The organism is Pseudomonas sp. BNK-15, from assembly GCF_047456105.1.
GTDB classification, from domain to species: domain Bacteria; phylum Pseudomonadota; class Gammaproteobacteria; order Pseudomonadales; family Pseudomonadaceae; genus Aquipseudomonas; species Aquipseudomonas putida_E.
The window spans coordinates 1,798,296-1,824,379 of the sequence record NZ_CP179898.1 but is presented as its reverse complement, the minus strand read 5'-3'; the positions used below and the strand labels follow the sequence as shown (position 1 = coordinate 1,824,379).

The following is a 26,084-nucleotide window of genomic DNA, read 5'->3' as shown; positions in this document are numbered from 1 at the left end:
GCTGCGCAGCCCTTTCGCGACACAAGGCCGCTCCTACCGAGAGCGGTGGCGCTTCGGTCAGAGCGCGAACGGCAGGTGCAAAGCCACTTGCTGGCGCTGCGCCAGACGCACCTCGAACTCGCTCGGGTCATGGATCATCACATCCATCCCGGCAAACGACTCGGCCGCGATCAAACGCGACAGCCAGAAGCGCACGCACCCGACCCGCAACATCTGTGGCCAGAGCTCGGCCTCGGCTGCCGTGAACGGCCGTAGCGCTGCATAGGCCGCCAGCAGGGCCTGGGCACGAGGCATATCGATCGCGCCGGTTTCATCCAGGCACCAGTCATTCACGGTGATGGCGATGTCGTACAGCATCGGCCCCGAGCAGGCATTGTAGAAGTCGATCACGCCGGTCAGATGGGTGCCTTCGAACATCACGTTGTCGCGGAACAGGTCGGCATGCAGGTTGGCCCGCGGCAATGCCAGGATCTGCGCCTTGTGCGCGATGATTTCGTCCAGCGCCGGCTGCAACAGGGCAACCTGTTCTGCCGTGAGGCGCGGCATCAGCTCGGCACCGCTGGCGAGCATCCAGTTCAGGCCGCGATCGGTCTTGCGCTCGATGACGTGCTCGCGGGTGGCCAGGTGGATATGCGCTAGCAGCTCACCTACCTGGGCGCAGTGCTGGTTGTTCGGCGCCTTGATGTGCTTGCCCGACAGCCTTGGTTGCAGCAGTGCCGGCTTGCCGCACAGCTCGCGCAGGCCATTGCCGTCACGGTCACGTATGGCGTAAGGCACCGGCATATCGGCGGCGTGCAGCGTGTCTAGCAGTTCGATGAAGAACGGCATGTCCTCGCTGGGGCCGCGCTCGATCAGCGTCAGGACGAACTCCCCCTGTTCGAGGCTGACGAAGAAGTTGCTGTTTTCGGTGCCGGCGGCAATGCCCTGGAAATCGAGCAGACGGCCCAGCTGATACGGCGCCAGAAAGGTTTCCAGCTCAGGCCGGGTCACGGGGGTGAAGACTGACATGATGAAAGAATGCCCATACGGGCACTTCCGCCGGGAAGTGCCAGGTTGATGTGAACGGTACGCGTCAGATTACCACTCGAAGATCTTCCAGGACGGTATCAGCATGTCCGGTTGGTCGGAACGAATGAAATTGCCATCAGAGCCATCGGCGCGTACCAGAAAATAAGGCTTGCCGTTTTTCGGCGTGATCTTGATCGCATACAGGAAGCCGTTCTGCCGGTATTCCTGGATGGTTTTATCGCCTTCCGTGCGAATGGTCACCTCGGGATCTGCCGAGGGGGCGTCGTCCGCCGCCAGGGTGACGACTGGCATGGTTGCCAACAGGCTGAGCAGTAACAGGCGATTGAGTGTACGCATGATAACCTTGTCCCTTTGTCGTCATTGATCCGGCTATTCTAGCTCCGGACCCGCCGAAAAGGTTGATTCTGCTCATGAGCCAAGCGCCCCTCGTCCTGGTGGACGGTTCCTCCTACCTTTACCGCGCCTTCCACGCGCTGCCCCCGCTGACCACTTCCAAGGGCATGCCCACCGGCGCGGTCAAGGGTGTGTTGAACATGCTCAAGAGCCTGCGCAAGCAATACCCCGACAGCCTGTTCGCCGTGGTGTTCGATGCCAAGGGCGGTACCTTTCGCGATGCCATGTTCGCCGAGTACAAGGCCAACCGCCCCAGCATGCCGGACGACCTGCGGGTGCAGGTGGAGCCGCTGCATGCCAGCGTCAAGGCTCTGGGTTACCCGCTGCTGTGTGTCGAGGGGGTCGAGGCCGACGACGTGATCGGCACGCTGGCGCGCAGCAGTGCAGCACAGGGGCGGCCAGTGATCATCTCGACCGGTGACAAGGATATGGCGCAGCTGGTGGACGGCCACGTTACCCTGGTCAACACCATGACGGGCAGTGTGCTGGATGTGGCTGGCGTGCATGAGAAGTTCGGCGTCGGCCCGGAGCACATCATCGACTTCCTCGCCCTGATGGGCGACAAGGTCGACAACATCCCAGGCGTACCTGGGGTCGGTGAAAAAACCGCAGTAGGGCTGCTGACCGGTATCGGCGGCGGCCTCAGCGACCTGTACGCCAACCTGGACAAGGTGCCGGCACTGGCGATTCGTGGCGCCAAGACCCTGCCGGCCAAGCTCGAAGAACACCGTGACGCGGCGTTTTTGTCCTACGAACTGGCGACCATCAAAGTCGACGTGCCGCTGGATATCGAAGTGGACGCCCTGGTGTGCGGCGAGCCGGACCGTGAAGCGCTGCTGGCGCTTTATACCGAGATGGAATTCAAGAGCTGGATCGCCGACGTTCAGCGGGACGCGGCCAGAGCCGGCGATGAAGTTGCGCCTGTGCAGGCGCCTGCGGCCACGGTCGAGCCGAAATACGAAACCATCCTCGATCAGGCTCGCTTCGATGCCTGGCTGGAAAAGCTGCGTCAGGCGCCGCTGTTCGCTTTCGATACCGAGACCACCAGCCTCGATGCGCAAAAGGCACAGCTGGTCGGCCTGTCCTTCGCTGTCGAACCCCATGAAGCGGCTTACGTACCGTTGGCACACGACTATGAAGGCGCGCCGGTGCAACTGGATCGCGAAGCCGTGTTGCTGGCATTGAAGCCGCTCCTGCAAGACCCGGCCAAGGCAAAGGTAGGGCAGAACGCCAAATACGATATCAACATCCTTGCCAATGGCTCGCCGGCGATCCAGATGCAGGGCGTTGCCTATGACACCATGCTTGAATCGTATGTGCTCAACTCCACTGCGACCCGTCATGATATGGACAGCCTGGCGCAGAAGTATCTCGACCACGCCACCATCGCGTTCGAAGACATCGCCGGCAAAGGCGCCAAACAGCTGACCTTCAACCAGATCCACCTGGACAAGGCCGGCCCTTACGCCGCCGAAGATGCCGACATTACCCTGCGCCTGCATCAGGCGCTGCAGGCCCGCCTTGCGCAGACACCGAGCGTGCAGCCGGTGCTGATGGATATCGAGATGCCGCTGGTGCCGGTGCTGGCCAAGATCGAGCGCCAGGGCGCGCTGGTTGATGCCGCCCTGTTACAGATACAGAGCGGTGAGCTGGGCGTGAAAATGGCCGACCTCGAGCGTCGGGCCTTCGAGCTGGCGGGTGAGGAATTCAACCTCGGCTCGCCCAAACAGCTCGGCTCAATCCTCTACGACAAGCTCGGCATGCCGGTGCTGAGCAAGACCGCCAAGGGCCAGCCTTCCACGGCCGAAGCAGTACTGGACGAGTTGGCCGAGCAAGGCTACCCGTTGCCGGAGGTACTGATGCAGTACCGCAGCCTGAGCAAGCTCAAGAGCACGTACACCGACAAGTTGCCGGGGCAGATCAACCCGCGAACCGGGCGTATCCATACGTCTTACCAGCAGGCCGTGGCCGCCACTGGGCGCCTGTCGTCCAGCGACCCGAACCTGCAGAACATCCCTATCCGTACCGCCGAAGGCCGGCGTATCCGCCAGGCGTTCATCGCCAGCCCGGGCTACAAGTTGCTGGCGGCGGACTATTCGCAGATCGAACTGCGCATCATGGCCCACCTGGCCAAGGACGAAGGCCTGCTGCACGCCTTCCGCAATGACCTGGATGTGCACCGTGCCACGGCTGCGGAAGTTTTTGGCGTAGCCCTGGAAGCGGTCACCACCGATCAGCGTCGTAGCGCCAAAGCTATCAACTTTGGCCTGATCTACGGCATGAGCGCCTTCGGCCTGGCCAAGCAGATCGGCGTAGACCGCAAGCAGTCGCAGGATTACATCGACCGCTATTTCGCCCGTTACCCAGGCGTGTTGGCCTACATGGAACGCACCCGCGCCCAGGCTGCCGAGCAAGGCTTCGTCGAGACCTTGTTCGGCCGCAGGCTTTACCTGCCGGACATCAACGCCAAGAATCCGGCCCTACGCAAGGGCGCCGAGCGCACGGCGATCAACGCACCGATGCAGGGTACCGCCGCCGACATCATCAAACGGGCAATGGTCAACGTGGACAACTGGCTGAGCGAAAGCGGCCTCGATGCTCGTGTGATCTTGCAGGTACACGACGAATTGGTGCTTGAAGTGCGCGAAGACCTGGTCGAGCAGGTGAAAGATGAAATTCGCGGGCACATGAGCAAGGCCGCGCAACTGGATGTACCGCTGCTGGTCGAAGTCGGCGTTGGTTCGAATTGGGACGAAGCTCACTGATTGAGCAGGGAAACCTGTGTAGGATCCGGGTTGCAGCGACGCGGATCCTGGCATGGCTCGATGCCATTAGTGCTACGGTTTCATGAAACTATCGCAAATAGTTTTGAGGGCTCTGGAACTAAACCAGTGAAGCGGAACTCAGAGTAACTGAATGGCTGGTGAAGCCCTTCGATGCTCCTATGTTGTGTTAAGTGTTGGCAGATATCTGGACCCCGCCCTAGCGGTCCGGACTTGGACCCCGAACTTCCCCCTCCCCATACGAAGTCCGGGGTTTTTTTTGCCCGAAATTTGGGGGTGACGATGGCGGCACTATCGCCAAAAGCCGGCCCCCACAGGGTGGGAAGCCGACTTGCCGGCGATGACGTCGCTTCAGGCTACCGGCTTGTCTTCCAGCTCCATCCAGCCCGCCAGCACCTTGTAGGCCTCTTCCAGCCCCAGACGCTTGGGAGCCGAGAACAGCTGGATGGTCACGCCATCCCCCCAACCTTTGCGGATTTCCGACTGCACCTTGAGCAGGGTGTTCTTGCCTGCGCCGTGGGTCAGCTTGTCGGCCTTGGTCAGCAGGATGTGCATAGGCATGCCGCTTGCCCTGGCCCAGTCGAGCATCATCTTGTCGAAGTCGGTCATCGGGTGGCGCACATCCATCATCAGGATGACGCCGCGCAGGCATTCGCGGCTGCCCAGGTAGGCCTCAAGGTGACGCTGCCAATGCTGCTTGAGCGGGATCGGCACTTTTGCATATCCGTAACCTGGCAGGTCGACCAAACGCCGTTCATCGTCCAGACTGAAGAAATTCAACAGCTGGGTGCGCCCTGGAGTTTTCGAGGTTCGCGCCAGGCTGGCATGAGTCAGGGTATTGAGGGCGCTGGATTTGCCGGCGTTGGAACGGCCGGCGAAAGCCACCTCGTAACCCTGGTCGTCCGGGCATTGTTCGACCTTGGCAGCGCTGAGGGCGAATGTGGCTTTCTGGCAGAGGCCGAGGATGGGGTTCTTGACTTGCATGGGATATCCGATGTGGGTGTTGCCAAAGCCTAGGCCGGCAAGCGGTGTCGTTTCCGTTTGGATGGCGGAAGTATATAATGCCCCAGTATTTGTGTGCTCATTCTCCCAGCGAAGGAGAACGGGCATGGGGTGTCGAACAATAGCTCGCGCATCAGAACGCAGCGCGTCCCCCAACCCTGTCAGGTCGTTCCGCATGGCGAAATGGCTGCTAGCTGTCGGTATGTTCCTGCCGTTTTTCAGCGCACAGGCTACACAGGATCCCGAGGCGTTGTACAACCGCACGTGTGCGGCCTGTCACGCCGGGCAGTTGCCACAGGCGCCCAAGAAGGGTGACCGGGCAGCCTGGGAGCCAAGGCTGGCGCAAGGCATGGAGGTACTCATGGCACATGTGACTCAGGGTTTCAAGGCTATGCCGCCGCGTGGATTGTGCAGGGACTGCAGTGCCGAGGACTACCGTTTGGTCATCCTTTGGATGAGCGGCAGTCCCGATACATAACATTTCACCCTTAGCCGTGTTGGATTAGCTGATGAACAAACTAGTCGTGAGTCTGCTGTTGACCATGGGTGTCGCAGGTGCGGCCAATGCTGCAGAACCTGTCAAAGGCGACGCCGCCGCCGGCCAGGCCAAGACCGCCATCTGTGGTGCCTGCCACAACCCCGACGGCAATAGCCTGGCGCCCAATTTTCCGAAACTGGCCGGCCAGGGCCAGCGCTATCTCGAAAAACAGTTGCATGACATAAAGTCCGGCAAGCGTACCGTGCTGGAGATGACCGGCATGCTGGCCAACTTCAATGATCAGGACCTGGCCGACATCGCCGCCTACTTCGCCAGCCAGAAAGGCAGCGTCGGCGCCGCCGACCCCAAGTTGGTCGAGCGTGGCCGGGCGCTGTTCAATGGCGGCGATCTGGAAAAAGGCATGCCTGCCTGCACCGGGTGCCATTCGCCCAATGGCGCAGGCATCGCGCTGGCCGGCTTTCCACACCTGGGTGGCCAGCATTCGCAGTACGTGACCAAGCAGCTCACCGACTTCCGTGAAGGCAACCGCACCAATGATGGTGATGCCATGACCATGCGGACCATAGCCGGCAAGCTGAGCAACCATGATATCGAAGCGTTGGCCAGTTATATCCAGGGCCTTCACTGAGCTATCTGCGCATTAACATTCGGTTAATGCTGCAACGCTAAAGATGAAAGGGCGGCGCGGACCGCCCTTTTTTCAGTCCGCAGCCGGTACACTACAGAACTCGGGCCCTTCCCGACCTGTCTCAGTACAGGTCGTGTCGAGGCGACCAAAGACTGCTCAGGAGTAAAGCATGCGTAAACTGATTCTCAGCGCTGCGCTGGTCGCCGCCAGCGTATTCGGTATGTCCGCCGTTCAGGCTGCGGAGCCTGCCACGGCCGGCAAGGAGTACCTCGAGCTGAGCAACCCTGTTCCGGTGTCCGTTCCCGGCAAGATCGAAGTGGTCGAGCTGTTCTGGTACGGCTGCCCTCATTGCTATCACTTCGAGCCGGTGATCAACCCTTGGGTTGAAAAACTGCCGAAGGACGTCAACTTCAAACGTGTGCCGGCGATGTTCGGCGGTGCATGGGACGCCCACGGCCAAATGTTCCTGACCCTCGAAGCCATGGGCGTCGAGCACAAGGTTCACGCCGCAGTGTTCGATGCCATTCAGAACCAGCGCAAGCGCCTGACCGATCCCCAGGACATGGCTGACTTCCTCGCCACCCAGGGCGTCGACAAGGACAAGTTCCTCGCCACCTTCAACTCGTTCGCCATCAAGGGCCAGGTCAACCAGGCCAAAGAGCTGGCGAAGAAGTACGAAATCACCGGCGTACCTAGCATGGTGGTCAACGGCAAGTACCGTTTTGACCTCGGCACCGCTCAGGGCCCGGAAGGCGTGCTGAACGTCGCTGACCAACTGATCGACAAGGAGCGCGCCGCTAAGTAAGCGGCGAACCCATGCCCCGCTTCAGAGCCGCGCGTGGTATTGGCCTGCATCAGCCGCAGGTCAACGAGCATCATCTGCAGGCCAATGGCCTGCCGGAAGATGGTCGCCTGCGGCTGCTCAGCTTCAATATCCAGGTCGGCATCAGTACCGAGCGCTATCGGCATTACCTGACCCGCAGCTGGCAGCATCTGCTGCCGCACACCGGGCGCGCCGGCAATCTGCAGAAAATCGGCGACCTGCTCAATGATTTCGACCTGGTGGCCTTGCAGGAAGTAGATGGCGGCAGCCTTCGTTCTGGTTACGTCAATCAGGTGGAGCACCTGGCCCAGTTGGGGGGCTTCCCTTACTGGTACCAACAGCTCAACCGCAACCTTGGGCATTTCGCCCAGCACAGCAATGGGGTGCTCAGCCGCCTCAAGCCGCATCTGCTGGAAGATCATCCTCTGCCCGGTCCCTCCGGCCGCGGTGCGATCCTGGTGCGCTTCGGCGAAGGCGAGGACGCGCTGATCGTGGTCATGATGCATCTTGCGCTTGGTGCAAGGACCCGCGCTCGCCAGCTCGCCTACATCCGGGAACTGATCGGTGGATACCGCCATCAGGTCCTGATGGGCGACATGAACACCCATGCCAACGACCTGCTCGACCATTCTCCATTGCGTGATTTGGGCCTGATTGCACCTCAGGTCGAAGCCACCTTCCCCAGCTGGCGCCCGCAGCGTTGCCTGGACCACATCCTGCTCAGCCCGAGCCTGACCCTGGAGCGGGTCGAGGTGCTGGCCCAACCTATTTCCGACCATCTCCCGGTCGCCGTAGAGATCCGATTGCCTGATGCATTGACTGTGGATACGCTTCCGGCCCTGAGCTAGATCAGCAAAAGGCCATTGGAGCACTCAAGAGTTCCAGCCGTGCGCCGACAGCGTGTAACCATAGCCCACCGATGCATCACCCGTTGCGGATCCAGGCATGACCGAAGAAGCCGAGCGCTGGAAAGAAAAATACCTTAAAAGCATCGAACAGCAGGAAAAGCTGGAGCGCCGATGGGCAGCGCGGCTTGACCTGCTGCGTCGGGGCCTGGTGCGCAGTACCTTGGCCGCAGAAGGCAGCGACAAGGCGGTGGACCAATGCATGAAGGAAATGCGTGAGGTCATTCGCAGCGACAGCATGGATGCCGGCCTTGCAGGGTTGATCCCGCGTCTTGAAAAGGCCGTGCTCGACTCCGAGCAGCGCCGCGAAACCCGCATGAACCAGGTCAGCGATGCGCTGACCGCGCTCGTGACGCAACTGCAAGGCCTGCCGTTGTCCGGTGACGTATCGCGGTCGCTCAAGAAACTGGCGAAGAAACTCGACGGCGGCGTCAGCCAGTCGCGCGAGTTGCCGCCGCTGCTCGGAGAGCTGAGCGGGTTGCAGGGGCGGGCGCTGTCATCGTTGAACAGGCCGGATGAGGATGCCAGGCCGGGCTTTTTGCAGCGCTTGTTCGGCAACCGTGAGAGCGAACCACAGGGTGTAAACGCTGTAGAACCGGCGGCCCCTTCTGTAATCGCTGCGCCTGAACTGCAGCCATTGCCGGACGGGCCGGTGCTGGTGGATCTACCACCCCCGGATATCGACGAGCTGCAGCCGTTGGTAGCACCTGAGGTTCATGACCCTGTGCCTGTGGTGCCTGTGGTGCCTGAAACGCCTGTTGCCGCACCGCCCGCTCCAGGCGAGCCTGAGCCGCACGCACAGGAGCCGGTCGAGGTTGCACCCGTCTGCGCTGAGCAACCGCAGCGCCTCGAGGGCGCTCGAACCGAGCTGCCAATACAGGTCGATGAGCCACAAGCGCTCAAGCCCCTGGAAGAAACCTTCGGCGAAGACGGACCCTATTCACTCCCTGACGCAGTCGAGCCGCCCTACAGTCAGGTTGCCGCGCATATCGAGCAAACCCTGATCGGCCTGCTCGATGACCTTAGCCTGCCGGAACGCCACAAGGCCCAAGCCCTGGAAATGCGCGAGCGCGTGGCACGGGGGCTGAACTGGTACGAGCTGATCCCGGTGCTCGATGACCTGGCCGTGCTCATGCTGGCCATCACCGACAGCGGGCAACACGAATTCGAGACTTACCTGCAGCAGCTCAATGAGCGTCTGGAAAGCTTCCAGAGCCACCTTCATGAAGCCAGTGCCGGTCATGCCGACAACAGTTCTGCTGCGCGCGAGCTGGACAGCCAACTGCGTGAGCAGGTCGATGGCCTGCAAAGCAGCGTGCAGGGGGCGGCCGATGTGGACAGCCTCAAGCACATTCTCGAGAACCGCCTGGAAGGGCTGCTGGGCACCATGGATGAGCATCAGCATGAGCGTGACCGCCGCGAACAGGAACTCGCCGGGCGCCTTCAGGGCTTGGCCGAGCGCGTCGCTAACATGGAGCAGGAGGCCCTCGGCTACCGCGAACACCTGGAGGAACAGCGGCAGAAGGCATTGATCGACCCGCTGACCGGGCTGCCCAATCGCGCGGCCTGGAGCGAGCAGGTAGAGCGCGAAATGCAGGCCTGGCAGGAGAACGGCGGCCACTTGGCGATGGCGATTCTCGACCTGGACCACTTCAAGCGCATCAATGACAGCTATGGCCATCTGGCGGGTGACAAGGTACTGAAGATCGTCGCTGACCAGTTGCGCAAGCGCTTGCGGCCGCGCGATTTCATCGCCCGTTTCGGTGGCGAGGAGTTCGTACTGTTGCTGGCGCAGACGTCACCCACCGTAGCTGCGCAAGTGGCCGAGGTGCTGCGTGCCGCTATTGAAGCGTGTCCGTTCCATTTCAAGGGCGAACGGGTGGTTATCACCGCCTCCATCGGTTTGAGCGCATTCCGCTCGGGTGAGCGCGGTGATCAGGTGCTCAAGCGTGCTGATGCAGCGCTGTACCGGGCCAAGGACCTGGGCCGTAATCGGGTGGAACAAAGCTGAGCGGGTGAGCCGGGTGCGCATACGTTATGCTAATGCGTCACTGCTAATTACCCTGGCTTCTTCCATGAAAGCGTTGTTCACTGCATTTTTGCTGATCGTACTGGCCGGTTGTTCGACCGGCCTGCGTATCGACCGCAGCCATCCCTCGGCCAACCATGACAACCGCATCCAGTTCGTCGTGCTGCATTACACCAATGCCTCGCTGGAGCGCTCGCTGGCGCTGCTAACCCATGGCGAGGTCAGCAGCCACTACCTGATCGGAGATGGCCCAGCCACGGTTTATCAACTGGTCGATGAAAGCCGTCGTGCCTGGCATGCCGGGGACAGCCAATGGCAGGGGCGAACCTGGTTGAACTCAAGCTCAATCGGTATCGAGATCGTCAACCCAGGCTTTGACACCACGCCCAATGGGCGAGTCTGGTATCCGTACAGCGAAGCGCAGATTCAGTCTTTGATCGCGCTGCTAAAGGATATCGTCAAACGTAACAACATCGACCCTCGCCATATCATTGGCCACAGTGATATCGCACCCTTGCGCAAACTGGATCCGGGGCCGTTGTTCCCATGGAAGCGTCTTGCCGATGCGGGGCTTGGGGTATGGCCAGAGCCCAATGCCGTGGCGCGCCAGCAGGCGTATTTCAACGCCAATCCACCGAGCATGGGTTGGTACCAGCAAGAGCTGGCACGCTTCGGCTACGCCATCGAACAGACCGGGCAGCTCGATGTGGCTACCCGCCATGTCATTGCGGCGTTCCAGATGCGTTTCCGGCCACAGCGCTTCGACGGCATGCCCGATGCGCAGACGGCTGCCATGCTTCAAGTACTCAACCGGATGCGCTGATCCTCCGCGCGCCCTTGGGCTCCGCCAAACGGCCAAGCCAATACGCCATTCAGTTGCTATACCCTGTATATCAACTGGATGCTGCCCATGTCGGCTCTGATTACCGCGTTGCGCCAATTTTTTTACCGCCCCTGGATGCTGGCCTCTCTGGCAGCGTTGGCCAGCGCTGCGGTGTTGCTGACTGCCAGTATCGGTATTGCGCTGCAGCAGATGAAGCAGAGCGAGAGTGCGCAGATGAATGCGCAGGGCGAGCGTTTTCTCGACCGCCTCGAGCAGGTTTTCGGCCAGTTGCGCGAGGGTGTCGACGACCTGCAGGCGCAGCCTTTGCGCGGCTGCAACCCGGCGATGCTGGCGTTGTTGCAGCAAGTTGGGCTGGGCTCGCGTTTCATTTATGAGGCGGCATACGTAGACGTCAATGTCGCCTGCTCCAACCGCGGGGGGGCACGGGCTTTCGTGCCCACGCGGGCTCCGGACATCCAGGGCCCGACTTACAGCTATTGGCTCAATACCACCACCGAACCCAACGAGAACCTTGCCGCGTTGATGCTTGCACGTGGCAACTTCCTGGTTTCTACGTCGCGTGGGCACTTGACCGACGTGGTTGACCTGCCGCCCGGAGGTAGCCTGTTGGTGGTGCTGGACAATGGCACCAGAGCGATACCGGTACTGGGCCCGCCACAAGTCTGGCCGCCAGCTGACAATTGGCCGCCACCCAGCGGCAATTCGTTGTTCGAACTGCATGACCGCCTTGTCTATCGCATGCTGACCAAATCGCCCGATTACCAGCTCGTGCTGATCGCCCCACGAGCCAGCCTGCCACTGCGGATGAACGGCATGCTCTGGCTATTGTTCCCAGGCAGCGTTCTGGCGGCCTGTTGTATCGGTTGGCTGGTACTGCAGCTGATCCTGCAGCGGCGTTCCATGAGTTCAGAATTGCAGAACGCTTTGCGCCGCGGTGAACTGCAGGTGCTCTATCAGCCGATCATCGAACTCGACAGCCGCCGCTGTGTGGGCGCTGAGGCGCTGGTACGCTGGCGGCGCCCTGACGGGACCCTGACCAGCCCGGACCTGTTCATTCCGCTGGCTGAAAATACCGGGCAGATTCGCCAGATCACCGATTTCGTCCTGCAACGGGTGCTTGAGCAACTTGGCCAGTTGCTGCGTTCGCACCGCAACCTTTACATCTCGGTGAACCTGGCGGCCTGTGATGTGATGGTCCCGCGCATCGGCCGGGTGGCTGCACGGTTGCTGGCACTGCACAGGGTGGCTGCCAGCCAGATTGCCTTCGAGGTTACCGAGCGGGGGCTGATCGATGTGGTGGTGGCCCGTGACAACCTGCAGGCGCTTCGTTCGGTGGGGCATCAGGTGTTGATCGATGACTTCGGTACTGGCTACTGCAGCCTGGCTTATCTGCAGACCTTGCCGGTGGACTGCCTGAAGATCGACAAGGCCTTCATCGACGCGCTCGGGCACGATGCCGCCAGCAGTGGCGTGGCGCCTCATATCATTCGCATGGCCCATGACCTTCATCTACGGGTGATAGCCGAAGGCATAGAGTGCGAGGCCCAGGCGGTGCTGCTCAACAGCGAGGGTGTCAATTATGGCCAAGGCTGGCTCTTCGCCCATCCGCTCAATGCCCGGCAGTTCGTCGAGTTGGTGACGCGAGGCCGGCAAGTCCGCAGGCCACGGATAGATGATGAACCGTGAGCGTACTTGCAGTGGCCGGCAAGGCGTTGCCTCAACGACCTCTGCAGGTCAAGAAATCACACCGGAAGAGCCATGTAGAACTGTGTTCCCTGCCCGGGCCGGGAGAAGACGCCCATGCGGCCGCCGTGCAATTGCACGATTTCCTTGCACAATGCCAGCCCCAGCCCGGCCCCGCCCTTCTTGCGCCCTACCTGTACAAAGGGTTCGAAAATGCGCCCCTGCTGTCCGTAGGCAATGCCTTCGCCATTGTCCTCGACGCTGATGATGACGCGCTCCGCGTGGCGTCGCGCATGCAGGCGAATTCGCCCCCCGCTGCCGGTATGCCGAATGGCGTTGTGCAGCAGGTTGTCGAGCACACGATCCAGTTGGGCGATGTCGGCCTGGATCCGAGGCAGCGGCGGCTCCAGCGCCTTGATCAGCTCGATCTGCTTGACTGATGCCTGCTCGCTGAACCGTACCTGGGCACGTTCGAGCAGTTCGTCGATGGCACAGGGGGCGAGTTCGAGTTTTTGCAGCCCGCTCTGGTAGCGTGAAAAATTCAACAGGTCGTTGATCAGTTGGGTCAGGCGCTGCATTTCCTCGCCGATGGTCTCCAACAGGTCATTCTCACGCGCCTCAGGTGGAAACTTCACGCGCTCTCGCAGCAGGCCGAAGGCCATGTGCATGCCGGTGACCGGCGTACGCAGTTCGTGGGAGGCGCGCAGTACGAACTCGCTACGCACACGCTCGAAAGCGCGCTGCTCGGTCACATCGTGCAGCACCATCACGGCACCGAGAATCGGTCCTTGCGGGTGGCTGACCGGGGTCAGGCTGTAGGACAGCAGGCGTGACTCTTCATCAACCTCGATACTCAGGTCCTCAGGTGGGCGGTCCAGGCTACCGCCGCGCAGCACCTGGCGCAGCTGTTGCTCCAGTTCTGGGCGCTGCAGTGCCTCTGCCAAGGGGCTGCCCAGGCGGTTGTTGCTCCAGCCGAGCTGGCGCTGGGCGACCGGGTTGAGATGCTCCAGGTTGCCTTGGCGGTCGATGATCAGCAGGCCATCGTCGATGCTGTCGAGCACAGCCTGCAGGCGTTGTTGGCCGGCCAGCAGTTCATCGACGTTGGTCTCCTGGTGCTTGCGCAGCGCCTCGGCCATCAGCCCGAAGCGGCGGGTCAGCTGGTTGACTTCTATGGCTTGGCTGACGGGCAACGTGACATCGAAGTTACCTTGGCCGAGTTGATCTGCGGCCTTGGCCAGGGCTTCGATGGGTTGCCCGAAGCGGCGGGCGATGTTGTGTGCGGTAAAGAAGCCGAGCATCAGCACCACCAAGCCCGTCAGGCCGAGTACACCACTGACCAGTAAAGCGCGGTCGCGGGACAGTTGTTCGCTGCGAGTGATGTAATCGATGGCAAGCTTGTGCGAATCGATCAGGTCGGTGCGCACTTGGTTGAACGCGGCGCCCAGTGGCTGGTCGGCACCCATGCTGTTTGCCGGTGCAGGGCTTTGGCGATAGGCACTCAGGAAGGCCTGATAGTTGCTGCTGGCCTTGTTGAAGCCGGTACGTTCACCGCCTTGTGCAAGCCCTTGGTCAAGCAGGTCCTGGAAATTGTCTTGCAGCGCTCGCAGGCTCTGAGGCGAAGTTTGCGCATCGAGGATGAGCATCAGTTGCTCGCCCAGGTTCTGCCGAAGCTTCAAGCCTATTTCCAGGACATGGGTGGTATTGCTCACCGAAGCTTGCTGCGCGGCAGTCATTTGCAACACGCTGACCAAACCTAGCATCAGGCCCAGCAGAGCGACTGTGATCAGCGCTGAAATGCTGAGGAAAAGCCGCGTACGCAGCTTCATCGGCCATTTCATAGGTTGTACTGCTTACGCTTGCGGTACAGGGTCGAGGCATCGATACCCAAGGTCTTGGCGGCCTGGTCCAGTGTGTCACTGGCTGCCAGCACAGCGCCGATGTGGGCACGCTCCAGTTCATCCAGGCTCAGCGCCGCACCAACCCGGGGAGCGCTGCCGGCAGGTTGCTCGCCCATACCCAAGTGAATGATCTCCACCCGGTCCTGTGGGCAGATGATGCTGGCGCGTTCGACCACGTTGCGCAGTTCGCGGATATTGCCAGGCCAACGGTAATTGAGCAGCGCGGCGCGGGCTTCGTCGCTGAAGCCGCGGGCAGGGCGCGCGTACTCCTTGACGAAACGGGCGAGAAAGCGATCGGCCAGGGTAAGGATGTCCTCACTGCGCTCGCGCAGGGGCGGCAGGTGCAGGGTGATGACGTTCAGGCGGTAGAGCAGGTCTTCACGGAAGCGGCTTTCGCGGACCATTTCTTCCAGGTTCAGGTTGGTCGCCGCGAGGATGCGCACATCGGCGCGTCGGGTGACAGGGTCGCCTACCCGCTCATACTCTTTATCCTGGATGAAACGCAGTAACTTGGGTTGCAATGTCAGGGGGAAATCGCCGATCTCGTCGAGGAACAGCGTGCCGCCATCGGCCTGGTTGACGCGGCCCAGCGTGCTTTCACTGGCGCCAGTGAATGCGCCGCGGGTGTGGCCGAACAATTCGCTCTCCATCAGCTCGGCGTTCAGCGACGGGCAGTTGATGGTCACGCAGGCCTTGCGTGCACGCTTGCTCCAGCTGTGAATGGCGCGGGCCAGTTCGCCCTTGCCGGTCCCCGATTCGCCAAGAATGAGGATGTTGGCGTCGGTGGTGGCTACCTGACGTGCGGTTTCCAGCACGGCCATCATTGCCGGGCTATGCGAGTCCAGGCCGTCTTTGGGCTTGCGCACTTCACCTTCGAGCGCCTCCAGGCGTGCCGACAATTGGCGGACTTCCAGCTGTTTGGCGGTGGCCAGGCGCAACTGGTCGGGGCTGCAGGGTTTGACCAGGTAGTCGGCGGCACCGGCCTGGATCGCATCGACTGCAGTGTCGATGGCCGAATGCGCGGTGACGATCACCACCCGCATCCACGGTGCCTGGATGCGCATCTGTGCCAGCACATCCAGGCCGTTGTCTTCACCCAGACGCAGGTCGAGGAAGCACAGGTCGAACACCTGGCGCTGGAGCAAGGCTTCGGCCTGCGCGGCACTGTTGGCGGTGGCCACGCTGTAGCCTTCATCTTCGAGGCAGTAGCGGAAGGTGCGCAGGATCGCGGACTCGTCATCCACAAGCAGAATACGGCCTTGGTTGTCCTGGGCTGATTCCATTTCCAGCGCTCCTTTGGGAAAGATCTTCATTTAGTGTGGGAAAAATCGGGCAAGTTGCATGGTCAATTCTGAAGGATTCTGTCCTATGCATGCTAGCCAATGGCCAAAGAATGCCGTGAACCCGCGATATCTCAATGATTGCCTTAGAGCATTGAGGTGGCACATTGGTTGCGATGATTTGTGGATTTAGCCTACAGAAGGAGTGCGGTCATGCCTTTTACCACTCGAACGGCTGTGTTGACGGCCAGCCTGTTATCCATTTGCACCCCAGCGTTTGCCGACCCGGTTCAGGATGCCCGCCTGGAGGGCTCCCTACAGACTGCGCTGGCACTCAACCGCATGCTCAACCCGTTTCGCATTGAGGTCGAGGTGGATGGCCAGCGGGCACGCCTGACGGGTGAGGTCGAGAATGAGGTTGAGCGCCAGCTGGCCGAACACGTCGCACAGGCGACTCGAGGCATCGAACAGGTCGATAACCAGTTGCAGGTCAACGCCGGGCTGGTCGAGCGCCCGCTCGAATTGCGGGCTTACGCTCAGCGTCTTGAGGATGCAACCCTGGCTGCCGTCATTCGTGCCCGTCTGCTGTGGAGCCGTACGACGCAGAAGGCGCCTATCGAGGTACAGAGCAGTGAAGGTGTGATCACCCTGCGCGGCAAGGTCGACAGCGCTGAAGCCAAGGAACTGGCTGGGGTGGTGGCGCGGACCACTGACGGTGTGTACCTGGTCAACAACCTGGTCAGTCTGGATTCCGCAGCCATGGCCCAGGCTCGCGAAACGCCGGTGGGCGTGTCCACCGGGCCGCAGCCAAGTGACAGTTGGGTGATCGACAAGATCCAGAACAGCTTCCGCTTCAGCCGCAACCTTGATGGCCTGAACATCAAGGTTGCCAGTGAGGGCGGCATGGTGCGGCTGTCGGGTGAGGTGGTCAGCAGCGAGCAGAAAACCATCGCCGTTGAGATCGCGCGGCAAATCATTGGCGTACGTGGGGTGGATGCCGATCTGCTCAAGGTGGCGACCAAGGTTGAAGGATGAATCGTGCAATACGCACGACGCCAAGACGGGCATCGTGCAGGATACGTCCTCAGGCCCAATCATGTGTTTGTATAAGTATCTGATTTATAAGGATTTATTAGAAATCGAGCCACTGGCACGCAGGCTGCAATTACCTGTTCAGGTTTGAATAGAAAAATTACAGCAGGAGAAGCCGGCATGAACCGCCAATCCGTCAACCGTTCGCAGATCGCCGCACTGCCACTGCGCCAGTTCCTGATACTGGGGATGGCGTTGCTGCTGGCTTTGGCCGCAGGCCTTTTTTACTACAGCTGGCAGACCGCGCGACTCACTGAGCAGGTTGCGGCGCAGACTGCGCTGCTGGCGCAAATCCAGGCTACACGTGCCAACACATTGGTGAGGGCAGCGCAAAAGCTGCCTTCGGCCAACACCTCGCCGGCCACAGTCGAAAAAGTCGTGCCCCAGCAACGCTGGGTGTTCTAAGGCGCTGCGGTTTCGACACCGACCGGATCGATTTCAAAAAAGAAAGGAGAAGCATCATGCTGAGTTGGGCTATCACTTTCCTCATCATCGCCATTGTCGCCGCCGTACTCGGCTTCGGTGGTATCGCCGGCGCTGCCACGGGTATCGCGAAGATCCTGTTCATTGTCTTCCTGGTCCTGTTCGTAGCCTCCTTCTTCTTTGGACGTGGTCGAGGTTGACGATGAGCAGGAAGCTTTGCAACGCCGTAGCTGCCGCTCTGCTGTTGGGGGGTAGCGCAGCGGCGATGGCGGCCAATGATGGCCAGGTCAGCGCCGACAAGTTGCTCGGCTCTGACCCTGAGTACCGGGAGACCTGGCAGGACGCGATCAAAGGCGAGGAACGCCTGCCCGACTGGGTGATCAACCTGACGGGCAGTGCGCAGCAGCAGATGTCCGCGGTGACCGAGGATGGTGACAAATATCTGGTCGGACCGCTGTGTGAGTCCAAGGACAACTGCACCTACAAACGCCTGATCGTAGCGTTCAGCTGGGACAAGGACGATGCCTACGGGATGCTGGTGGAGGTACCCGAGGGCCTGCCGAGTGACAAGGCCCCAACCCGCCATGCGCAGTATCGTTGGCTGGGTGAGCCGGATGAAGGCATGCAGGCGATGCTGAAGGAGCAGCTCAAGCGTGACCCGAACTGGTACTGAGTGTCAGGGACGATTGGTCGCGCACTGTCACGTAATAGAAGTGGAACCTTTCTATAGTTCTCGCTTCTATGATGCGCTGCCCCGAGGAGGGGCCGCACATGACCAAGGGGCCGGGCTGTTCTGATTGTTGCAGGATCGGAGTGGCCTAGGGGTACAGGGAGTGCCTCCAGCAATGGGCCGGGTCAGGCAAGGCAAAATCGGAGGTTCAGGTCAGCAGTGAGTTTTCCCACATAGAGCTGGCCTGACTTCCGAGATGCCATCTTCATTTCAACATCTCCCTTTCAGCTTTTTCCTGCTGAGACACATTTTGTCTTGACCGCACATCAATTTTTTTTCGCTCAACGCTGCCGTTGTCAGGTGTCATTTCGGCCATTCGGATTGTCGAACAGGCCATCAATGTCCTCTTTTGCGTACTGCCAAATCAGCCGAGATCTGGCGGTTTGGTCGTGTTCGGGTTTCCGAACGTTATAAATCAATGACTTGCGAATGCCTCATTTTGACGCATTGCTGTATGTCGAATCGGCATGGGGTATGCGCTTCCGGCATTAGATTTCGTCCTTGCCCATCGCAATAGTTGCCGCCTTTTCGCTGGCCCGAGCGCCCTGTCGCTCGCTTGCGGTGTCCTTACATGAGGCCTCCGGACGGAAGCTGTACGATGCCCGTGACGTTGCCAACGGCTCTGTTACGTGCTTTTCCGGTCGGTGCCCGTGATCACTAGAACAAAGGGTAAAGACATGAAGAAGGCAAAATTGAGCCTCGCCTGGCAGATCGTCATCGGTCTGGTCCTGGGCGTTGCAATCGGCGCGCTACTGAATCATTTCAGTGCAGAAAAGGCATGGTGGATCAGCAACGTTCTCCAGCCCGCCGGTGACATCTTCATTCGCCTGATCAAGATGATCGTCGTCCCGATCGTGATTTCGTCGCTGATCGTGGGCATCGCCGGGGTTGGCGACGCGAAGAAACTGGGCAGCATCGGCCTGAAGACCATCATCTACTTCGAGGTGGTGACAACCATCGCCATCGTTGTCGGCCTGGTGCTGGCAAACCTGTTCCACCCGGGCGCCGGCATCGACATGAGCACCCTGGGCACCGTCGACATCTCCAAGTACCAGGCGACCGCCGCCGAGGTGCAGCATGAGCATGCGTTCATCGAGACCCTGCTGAACCTGATCCCGTCGAACATCTTCGCGGCGCTGATGCGTGGCGAGATGCTGCCGATCATCTTCTTCTCGGTGCTGTTCGGCCTGGGCCTGTCGAGCCTGCAGGCCGACCTGCGTGAACCACTGGTGCGTACCTTCCAGGGCGTGTCGGAGACCATGTTCAAGGTCACCCACATGATCATGAACTACGCCCCGATCGGCGTATTCGCCCTGATCGCCGTGACGGTCGCCAACTTCGGCTTCAGCTCGCTGCTGCCGCTGGCCAAGCTGGTGCTGCTGGTGTACTTCGCCATCGCCTTCTTCGCCTTCATGGTGCTGGGCCTTGTAGCCCGCCTGTTCGGCTTCTCGGTAATCAAGATCATGCGCATCATGAAAGATGAGCTGATCCTGGCCTACTCCACGTCCAGCTCCGAAACCGTGCTGCCGCGTGTCATCGAGAAGATGGAAAAGTACGGTGCGCCGAAGTCGATCTGCTCGTTCGTGGTACCGACCGGTTACTCGTTCAACCTCGACGGCTCGACCCTGTACCAGAGCATCGCGGCGATCTTCATCGCCCAGCTGTACGGCATTGACCTGTCCTGGAGCCAGCAATTGCTGCTGGTGCTGACCCTGATGGTGACCTCCAAGGGTATTGCCGGTGTGCCGGGCGTATCGTTCGTGGTCCTGCTGGCAACCTTGGGCAGCGTAGGCATCCCGCTGGAAGGCCTGGCCTTCATCGCAGGTGTCGACCGCATCATGGACATGGCGCGTACCGCTCTGAACGTGGTCGGCAATGCCTTGGCTGCCCTGGTGATCGCTCGTTGGGAAGGCATGTACGACGCCGCCAAGGGCGAGCAATACTACGCCTCGCTGATTGCGGACAAGAAGGAAGCGGCGCTGGTTGGCGAGACCGCCAAGCGCTGAACCTGACGCGTTGAACATTGAGCCCCGATTCATTCGGGGCTTTTTGCTGTCTGTAAGGGCCACATCGCCGGCGAACCGGCGATGTGGCCAGCGCAGGCTAAAGCAGCCGTTGGTGCGTTATCATTCAGGCACTTTTCAGGGGGAACACACGGATGCTCAACGGCCTTTGGCTTGGCTTTTTCCTGGTGGCGGCCGTATCGGCCCTGGCCCAATGGCTGGTGGGCGGCAACGCCGGCATTTTCGCCGCGATGGTCGAGAGCATCTTCGCCATGGCCAAGCTGTCGGTCGAAGTCATGATCCTGCTGTTCGGCACCCTTACCCTCTGGCTGGGGTTTCTCAAGATTGCGGAAAAGGCCGGTATCGTGGAATGGCTGGCCAAAGTGCTCGGCCCGCTGTTCGCCCGGCTGATGCCGCAAGTGCCACCCGGCCACCCGGCACTGGGCCTGATCACCATGAACTTTGCTGCCAACGGCCTGGGCCTGGACAACGCCGCTACGCCGATCGGCCTGAAAGCCATGCGCGCCCTGCAGGAGCTCAACCCCAGCAGCACCACCGCGAGCAACGCGCAAATCCTGTTTCTGGTGCTCAATGCCTCATCGCTGACCCTGCTGCCGGTCACCATCTTCATGTACCGCGCCCAGCAAGGCGCTACTGACCCGACCCTGGTGTTCCTGCCGATCCTGCTGGCGACCAGCGTTTCGACCCTGGTCGGTCTGCTGTCGGTGGCGGTGATGCAGCGCTTGCGCCTGTGGGACCCGGTGGTGCTGGCCTACATGATCCCGGGTGCTCTGTTGCTGGGCGGCTTCATGGCCTTCCTCGGTACCCTGTCGGCTGCTGCGCTGGCCAGCCTGTCGTCTGTCCTGGGCAACCTCACGCTGTTTGGTGTGATCATGCTGTTCCTGGTGATCGGTGCGCTGAAGCGGGTGAAGGTGTATGAGGCCTTTGTCGAAGGCGCCAAGGAAGGGTTCGACGTGGCCAAGAGCCTGCTGCCCTACCTGGTGGCCATGCTGGTAGCCGTTGGTGTGCTGCGCGCCTCCGGGGCCCTTGAGCTGGCCTTGGATGGCATTCGTCACGCGGTAAGTTGGATGGGTATGGACACCCGCTTCGTCGAGGGCCTGCCGACCGCATTGGTCAAGCCGTTCTCCGGCAGTGCGGCGCGGGCGATGCTGATCGAGACCATGCAGACCCACGGCGTGGACAGCTTCCCGGCACTGGTAGCCGCTACCGTTCAGGGCAGCACCGAAACCACGTTCTACGTGCTGGCGGTGTATTTCGGTGCTGTCGGCATCCAGCGCGTACGCCATGCCGTAGGTTGCGCCTTGCTGGCCGAACTGTCCGGTGTCATTGCGGCCATCCTGGTCTGCTACTGGTTCTTTGCCTGAGCCTGAGCCTGAGCGCTTTGCGCGACGGTCCAGTTCACCACCTGCGCGGCGAGTTGATCGTTGGCCATGCCGAAGCCGGCCACCACGGCCGAAACCTGCGTATCTGCCAGCAGCTGACGCACCTCGAAACGCTTGCTGGCAAGGATTCGCTGGCTGCGCCCCTGAACCAGATGCGCGTCATAGCGGATCACCACCTCCACCGCACCGGTTGGCCGGTACTCGCTCTGAAACGCCTGCAGTTCACCGGCCAGTTCATAGTCGGCCTGCAGGTTGCTGTCGTCGGCGCTCAGACGCTGTACACGCCCGTCGCGCTGGAAGCCATCGAGCAGGCGGTTGCGTAACAGCAACGGCACCGGGTCGCTCCAGCGGGCGCCTTTGTAGCTGCTGACCACGTCGCCCTTGGGGATCACAGCGATGCGTGGCCCGGCCAGCACTTCGCTTGCCAGCGGCTTGTTCAAGCGTAACGACCATGGCACCGGGGTCGCGCTGTGGCTGGCCTGGTTGACCGGCAGCCGGTAGATGTCCACAGGCTCGCTCTGGGGCAGGATCGAGCAGGCGGCAGACAGGCTCAGCGCGGCCGTCAGGGCCAGCAGGCGCAGCGACAGCTTCATGGCTGGAACTCCTTGTTGTTGTCGCGGCCAAGCAGGTAGCCGCTCGGGTCGGCTTCCAGGCGTCGGGAAATGCCCTTGAGTGAGTTGAGGGTTTCACGCAGTTCGCGGATGGCCGGTGTCAGCTGGTTGAGGCCTTGCGCGCCGTCGTCGATGGACTGGCGGTTGTCATTGAGCAGGCTGTTGATGGTCGCAGTGCTGGCGGCCAGCGATTGCATGGCCTGCTCGGCGCTGCCGATGGCCTGTTTGCCCTCGGTGCCGAGCAGGCTGTTGGCATTGCGCATCAGCGCTTGGGTTTCGGCCAGCGTGGCGTTGGCCTGTTTGCCGACCTGGGCCAGCTGTTCTATGGCCTGGGAAATGCCGCCTTTGTGGTTGGCGAACGCACTGGTGGTCTGTTCCAGATTGGCCAGGGTGTTGCTCAGGCGGTCGATATTGTTTTCCGAGAACATCTGGTTCGCATTGTGCAGCAGCAGGTTGATGTTGGTGACCAGGTCGCTGCTGTCATTGAGTAGCTGCGAGATGGGGGAGGGCGAGGCGATTATCACTGGCAACTTGCCGTCTTTGCCCTTGAGCTCTGGGCTTTTCGGAGTGCCGCCGCTGAGCTGGATGAATGAGTTGCCAGTGACGCCGGCGAGGGTCAGTTTCGCCTGGGTGTCTTCCTTGACCGGGGTATCGCCGCTCAGGCGAACCCGGGCCAGCACCCGGCGCGGGTCCTTGGGGTCCAGGCGCAGGCTGGTCACGTCACCGACCTTGATGCCGTTGTATTGCACGGGGCTGCCGCGGGACAGCCCGGAGACGGCTTCGTTGAAGATCACTTCGTAGTCCTTGAAGGCGTCGTCGACGCTGGACTTGGTCAGCCACAGGCCAAACAGCATGGCACCGGCCACCACCAGCACGGTGACCAGGCCGATGAGGACGTGATGAGCTCGGGTTTCCATCGTTCAGCGCTCCTGCCCGGCACGGTTGGCGGCCTGTTCAGCCGCCCGTCCGCGTGGGCCGTGAAAGTAATCGTGAATCCACGGGTCGTCGGTCTGTTCGACTTGGGCCAGCGGGCCTGCCACCAGCACCTTCTTCTGCGACAGTACCGCGATGCGGTCAGTGATGGTGTAGAGCGTGTCCAGATCGTGGGTGATGAGGAACACGCTCAGGCCCAGGGCGTCGCGCAGGGTGAGGATCAGTTGGTCGAAGGCGGCGGCGCCGATCGGGTCGAGGCCGGCAGTGGGTTCGTCAAGGAACAGGATGTCCGGGTCCAGGGCCAGTGCGCGGGCAAGTGCGGCGCGCTTGATCATGCCGCCGGACAGTGAAGAGGGGTATTTGTCTGCGGCCGAAATCGGCAGGCCGGCCAAGGCCAGCTTCACCCCGGCCAGGTGTTCTGCATCGGCGCGCGACAGGCCTGCATGCTCGATCAGTGGCAATGCGACGTTCTCGGTGACGGTCAGCGAGGAGAACAGCGCACCCTTCTGGAACAACACGCCAAAGCGCCGTTCGACCAATGAGCGTTGCTCTTCATGCAGGCCGGCCAGGTTCTGGCCAAACACTTTGATCTGGCCTTCATTCGGCAGCCGTAGCCCTATGATGCTGCGTAACAGCACCGACTTGCCGCTGCCCGAACCGCCAACCACGGCCAGGATTTCACCGCGGTAAAGGTCCAGATCGAGGTTTTCGTGCACGCTCTGGCTGCCGAAGCGGTTGCAGATGCCCCGCGCCTGGATCACTGCTTCCGGGGTACTCACCAGCCCATCTCCATGCAGAACAGCGCAGCCACTGCGTCGAGCACGATGACCACGAAGATCGACTGAACCACGCTGGAGGTGGTATGGGCGCCTACCGACTCAGCGCTGCCGCTGACCTTGAAGCCTTCCAGGCAGCCAATGGCCGCGATCAGGAAGGCAAAGAAGGGTGCCTTGGCCAAGCCGACGAGAAAGTGCTGCACGCCAATATCGCTTTGCAGCAGCGAGAGGAACATGGCCGGCGAAATATCCAGTGAAAGCGCGCACACCACAGCACCGCCGACGATGCCGCAGATCATCGCGACGAAGGTCAGCAGCGGCAGCGAGATCAGCAGTGCCAGCACCCGGGGTACGACCAGCAGTTCGATCGGGTTCAGGCCCAGGGTACGGATGGCGTCGATCTCCTCGTTGGCCTTCATCGAGCCGATCTGGGCAGTGAAGGCACTGGCTGTGCGGCCGGCCATCAGGATGGCAGTCAGCAACACGGCGAATTCGCGCAGGAACGAGAATGCCACCAGGTCGACGGTGAACACGGTTGCGCCGAAATCGGCCAGCACGGTCGCCCCGAGGAAGGCGACCACCGCGCCCACTAGAAACGTCAGCAACGCGACGATAGGCGCGGCGTCCAGACCTGTCTGCTCGATATGCGAGACAACCGGGGTGAGCCGCCAGCGATGCGGTTGCAAGGCCCGGCGCAGCAGGGTCTCCAGGATCAGGCCGATGAAGCCGAGCAACTGCAGGGTGTCTTGCCACAACGTATTGACCGCGCGGCCGATGCGCTCCAGCAGCAGGAGCAGCACAGGGCGCTCGGGTTCCTTTACCGGGATGCAGTAGTCCTGAACCGAGCAGTAGACGTTCTTGAGCAGGGCGCGGCTGGCAGCGGGCAGCTGTTGAGTGCAGTGCGACAGGCGCTCAGAGCCCAGCAGCTCAGCCAGTAGCGAGGCACCGGCGGTATCGAGCTGGCCCAGTTGGCTGAGATCGGCTACGGCGTCGGCGCCGTATTGGGTGCGCAGGTGTTCGCTGTCGCGCTTGAGGCTGGCGTAGTGGGCCAGGGTCCAGTCACCGGCAATGCGCAGGCAGGCCGGTTGGCTGCTGGTGTCCAGAGTGGCGCTGGGGGTGGTCATAGGCTCCATGCATCTGACAGGCGTAGAGGCTGATCATAGCGCAGCAGGCATGGCGGGGTTTGTTGAAATGTGCTGAGTGCTGTTGGGGCCGCGTTGCGGCCCAATCGCCGGCGAGCCGGCCCACAGGAGCGCTTACTTCGCCGGCGCGTCGTCTACCACCTTGAAGCGCAGTACACCGATCACTTGGCCATCTTCGGTCAGCACGCGCACCTGCCATTTACCTGCGGGGTTTGGCGGGAAGTTCTGCTTGTGGGTCCACGCACGGTAGCCTTCCTTGCGCCCGCCATGGATATCCAGGGCGATACGGTCCACTTCCTTGCCGTCCTTCTGCCACACGTGGTAGATGCGCTCGTTGAGGCCGCGCGGTGCGTTGATGGCGGTGTAGGCATACAGGCCGCTGCTGCGAATGCGGCTGGCGGCAACTTCATCCAGCGATTCGCCGGGCTGGCGGTTCAATACCTCAGTGCTGACCGCCACTTCGGTCATCCACAGGGTGGCCGGTGGGACCCACGAGCGCAGTAACCAACCGCCCCCGCCGACCGCGAGGGTCACCAGTACCAGCGCCACGCCGCGCCGCCAGGTGTTGATCGGGAAACTGCTGGCCAGGCTCGGGAACGACAGCACCATGGCCGCAACCAGTGCCAGCTTGAAGCTTTGCGCGGTGGTCAGGTGCAGGATGATCGGCAGGGCTGTCAACAGCGCGGCGAACAGGGTGAGGGTGTGCAGCGCCATGAACAGCCAGCGCCGCGGTGCCAGCCACTTGTAGTACAGCGGGTCGATGATCGAGACCAGCCCGGCGGCACCGAGCAGGCCGGTGAATACCAGTTGGCCACTGTTCCAGGTGGTGGTGATGAAAAAGAACGGCAGTACGAAGAACAGGCTTTCCTGGTGGATCATCTGCGTCGCATAGCGCAGCAGCGGCTGAGGAATTTCCCGTTTGAAGGTACGGGCGAACAGGCCTGTCAGGGTGTTCTCCAGCATCAGCCAGATCCAGCTCACCAGCATGAGAATGGCGACCCAGCTGGCCAGGCTGGCCTGGCGGTCGACCAGAATGAAGCTGCCGATACCGGAGAGGAAACCGCCGAGCGCGATGATGCCGGGGTAGCGTTTGAGCAGTTCGATGACGCGCTGGACGATATGGGGAATAGGGGGCATGGGTATACAACAGAGTGATAGGGTGACTGTGCCGCGCC

24 protein-coding genes are annotated in these 26,084 nt (G+C 61.4%); 14 read left to right on the top strand and 10 right to left on the bottom strand.

What is annotated here, in order from left to right:
- Positions 1–57: 57 nt before the first annotated feature.
- The gene (locus tag ACMGF5_RS08350) at positions 58–1,008 is read right to left on the bottom strand and encodes a homoserine kinase (protein WP_414157716.1); all 951 of its coding nucleotides are present in this window, start codon (positions 1,006–1,008) and stop codon (positions 58–60) included.
- Positions 1,009–1,077: 69 nt separating this feature from the next.
- Positions 1,078–1,365 carry a DUF2782 domain-containing protein gene (locus ACMGF5_RS08345; protein ID WP_012316858.1) on the bottom strand — a complete coding sequence of 96 codons (288 nt, stop codon included), beginning with the start codon at positions 1,363–1,365 and terminating at the stop codon, positions 1,078–1,080.
- A gap of 74 nt (positions 1,366–1,439) precedes the next feature.
- On the opposite strand from ACMGF5_RS08345, the gene polA reads away from it, so the two are divergent.
- The gene (gene polA, locus ACMGF5_RS08340) at positions 1,440–4,187 is read left to right on the top strand and encodes a DNA polymerase I (RefSeq protein ID WP_119687975.1); all 2,748 of its coding nucleotides are present in this window, start codon (positions 1,440–1,442) and stop codon (positions 4,185–4,187) included.
- Between the two features lie 369 nt (positions 4,188–4,556).
- Here the strand turns inward: polA and yihA are convergent, their stop codons facing one another.
- On the bottom strand, positions 4,557–5,189 hold the full coding sequence (yihA, locus tag ACMGF5_RS08335) for a ribosome biogenesis GTP-binding protein YihA/YsxC (RefSeq protein WP_012316856.1): 633 nt from the start codon (positions 5,187–5,189) through the stop codon (positions 4,557–4,559).
- A gap of 193 nt (positions 5,190–5,382) precedes the next feature.
- Between yihA and ACMGF5_RS08330 the strand changes: the two genes are divergently transcribed.
- From ACMGF5_RS08330 to ACMGF5_RS08300, 7 genes are all read left to right on the top strand, one after another.
- Positions 5,383–5,685 carry a c-type cytochrome gene (locus ACMGF5_RS08330; protein ID WP_046786739.1) on the top strand — a complete coding sequence of 101 codons (303 nt, stop codon included), beginning with the start codon at positions 5,383–5,385 and terminating at the stop codon, positions 5,683–5,685.
- A 31-nt stretch (positions 5,686–5,716) separates the two neighbouring features.
- A complete protein-coding gene (locus ACMGF5_RS08325; RefSeq protein ID WP_115273175.1) occupies positions 5,717–6,334 on the top strand; it encodes a c-type cytochrome in 618 nt (205 codons plus the stop codon).
- A 169-nt stretch (positions 6,335–6,503) separates the two neighbouring features.
- Positions 6,504–7,139, top strand: a complete 636-nt coding sequence (dsbA, locus tag ACMGF5_RS08320) for a thiol:disulfide interchange protein DsbA (protein ID WP_039602079.1) — start codon at positions 6,504–6,506, stop codon at positions 7,137–7,139.
- An 11-nt stretch (positions 7,140–7,150) separates the two neighbouring features.
- Entirely contained in the window at positions 7,151–8,005 is an 855-nt protein-coding gene (locus tag ACMGF5_RS08315; RefSeq protein WP_046786736.1) for an endonuclease/exonuclease/phosphatase family protein, read from the top strand.
- Between the two features lie 97 nt (positions 8,006–8,102).
- Positions 8,103–10,073, top strand: a complete 1,971-nt coding sequence (locus ACMGF5_RS08310) for a GGDEF domain-containing protein (RefSeq protein WP_414157715.1) — start codon at positions 8,103–8,105, stop codon at positions 10,071–10,073.
- Positions 10,074–10,137: 64 nt separating this feature from the next.
- Entirely contained in the window at positions 10,138–10,914 is a 777-nt protein-coding gene (locus tag ACMGF5_RS08305; protein ID WP_218176286.1) for an N-acetylmuramoyl-L-alanine amidase, read from the top strand.
- Positions 10,915–11,001: 87 nt separating this feature from the next.
- Complete coding sequence (locus ACMGF5_RS08300; protein ID WP_115273173.1) at positions 11,002–12,621, top strand: EAL domain-containing protein; 1,620 nt, start codon at positions 11,002–11,004, stop codon at positions 12,619–12,621.
- Between the two features lie 56 nt (positions 12,622–12,677).
- Here the strand turns inward: ACMGF5_RS08300 and ACMGF5_RS08295 are convergent, their stop codons facing one another.
- Complete coding sequence (locus tag ACMGF5_RS08295; protein ID WP_115273172.1) at positions 12,678–14,456, bottom strand: KinB sensor domain-containing domain; 1,779 nt, start codon at positions 14,454–14,456, stop codon at positions 12,678–12,680.
- Entirely contained in the window at positions 14,453–15,799 is a 1,347-nt protein-coding gene (gene algB / locus ACMGF5_RS08290) for a sigma-54-dependent response regulator transcription factor AlgB (RefSeq protein ID WP_046786732.1), read from the bottom strand. The genes ACMGF5_RS08295 and algB overlap by 4 nt, the downstream gene beginning before the upstream one ends.
- 210 nt (positions 15,800–16,009) lie before the next feature.
- On the opposite strand from algB, the gene ACMGF5_RS08285 reads away from it, so the two are divergent.
- From ACMGF5_RS08285 to ACMGF5_RS08260, 6 genes are all read left to right on the top strand, one after another.
- Positions 16,010–16,831 (top strand): BON domain-containing protein, encoded by an 822-nt coding sequence (locus tag ACMGF5_RS08285; protein ID WP_125924268.1) that lies wholly within the window; start codon positions 16,010–16,012, stop codon positions 16,829–16,831.
- Positions 16,832–17,008: 177 nt separating this feature from the next.
- Positions 17,009–17,293 carry a hypothetical protein gene (locus ACMGF5_RS08280; protein WP_046786730.1) on the top strand — a complete coding sequence of 95 codons (285 nt, stop codon included), beginning with the start codon at positions 17,009–17,011 and terminating at the stop codon, positions 17,291–17,293.
- A gap of 56 nt (positions 17,294–17,349) precedes the next feature.
- Positions 17,350–17,511: a DUF1328 domain-containing protein gene (locus tag ACMGF5_RS08275; RefSeq protein ID WP_003252966.1), complete on the top strand. Its 162-nt coding sequence runs from the start codon at positions 17,350–17,352 to the stop codon at positions 17,509–17,511.
- 2 nt (positions 17,512–17,513) lie between these two features.
- Positions 17,514–17,984 (top strand): inhibitor of vertebrate lysozyme family protein, encoded by a 471-nt coding sequence (locus tag ACMGF5_RS08270; RefSeq protein WP_046786729.1) that lies wholly within the window; start codon positions 17,514–17,516, stop codon positions 17,982–17,984.
- A 734-nt stretch (positions 17,985–18,718) separates the two neighbouring features.
- Entirely contained in the window at positions 18,719–20,047 is a 1,329-nt protein-coding gene (gltP, locus tag ACMGF5_RS08265; RefSeq protein ID WP_012316843.1) for a glutamate/aspartate:proton symporter GltP, read from the top strand.
- 152 nt (positions 20,048–20,199) lie between these two features.
- Complete coding sequence (locus ACMGF5_RS08260; protein WP_012316842.1) at positions 20,200–21,429, top strand: nucleoside recognition domain-containing protein; 1,230 nt, start codon at positions 20,200–20,202, stop codon at positions 21,427–21,429.
- Here ACMGF5_RS08260 and ACMGF5_RS08255 read toward each other — a convergent pair.
- From ACMGF5_RS08255 to ACMGF5_RS08235, 5 genes are all read right to left on the bottom strand, one after another.
- Positions 21,411–22,040 carry an ABC-type transport auxiliary lipoprotein family protein gene (locus tag ACMGF5_RS08255; RefSeq protein ID WP_115273170.1) on the bottom strand — a complete coding sequence of 210 codons (630 nt, stop codon included), beginning with the start codon at positions 22,038–22,040 and terminating at the stop codon, positions 21,411–21,413. The two genes, ACMGF5_RS08260 and ACMGF5_RS08255, sit on opposite strands and share 19 nt — an antisense overlap.
- Positions 22,037–22,975 (bottom strand): MlaD family protein, encoded by a 939-nt coding sequence (locus ACMGF5_RS08250; RefSeq protein ID WP_115273169.1) that lies wholly within the window; start codon positions 22,973–22,975, stop codon positions 22,037–22,039. Before ACMGF5_RS08250 ends, ACMGF5_RS08255 begins: the two co-directional genes overlap by 4 nt.
- Before the next feature lie 3 nt (positions 22,976–22,978).
- Positions 22,979–23,770, bottom strand: coding sequence for an ABC transporter ATP-binding protein (locus ACMGF5_RS08245; RefSeq protein ID WP_115273168.1), 792 nt, complete (start codon positions 23,768–23,770; stop codon positions 22,979–22,981).
- A complete protein-coding gene (locus ACMGF5_RS08240; RefSeq protein ID WP_046786723.1) occupies positions 23,767–24,900 on the bottom strand; it encodes an ABC transporter permease in 1,134 nt (377 codons plus the stop codon). Before ACMGF5_RS08240 ends, ACMGF5_RS08245 begins: the two co-directional genes overlap by 4 nt.
- 123 nt (positions 24,901–25,023) lie before the next feature.
- Positions 25,024–26,046 (bottom strand): DUF5924 family protein, encoded by a 1,023-nt coding sequence (locus ACMGF5_RS08235; RefSeq protein ID WP_046786722.1) that lies wholly within the window; start codon positions 26,044–26,046, stop codon positions 25,024–25,026.
- Positions 26,047–26,084 lie beyond the last annotated feature (38 nt).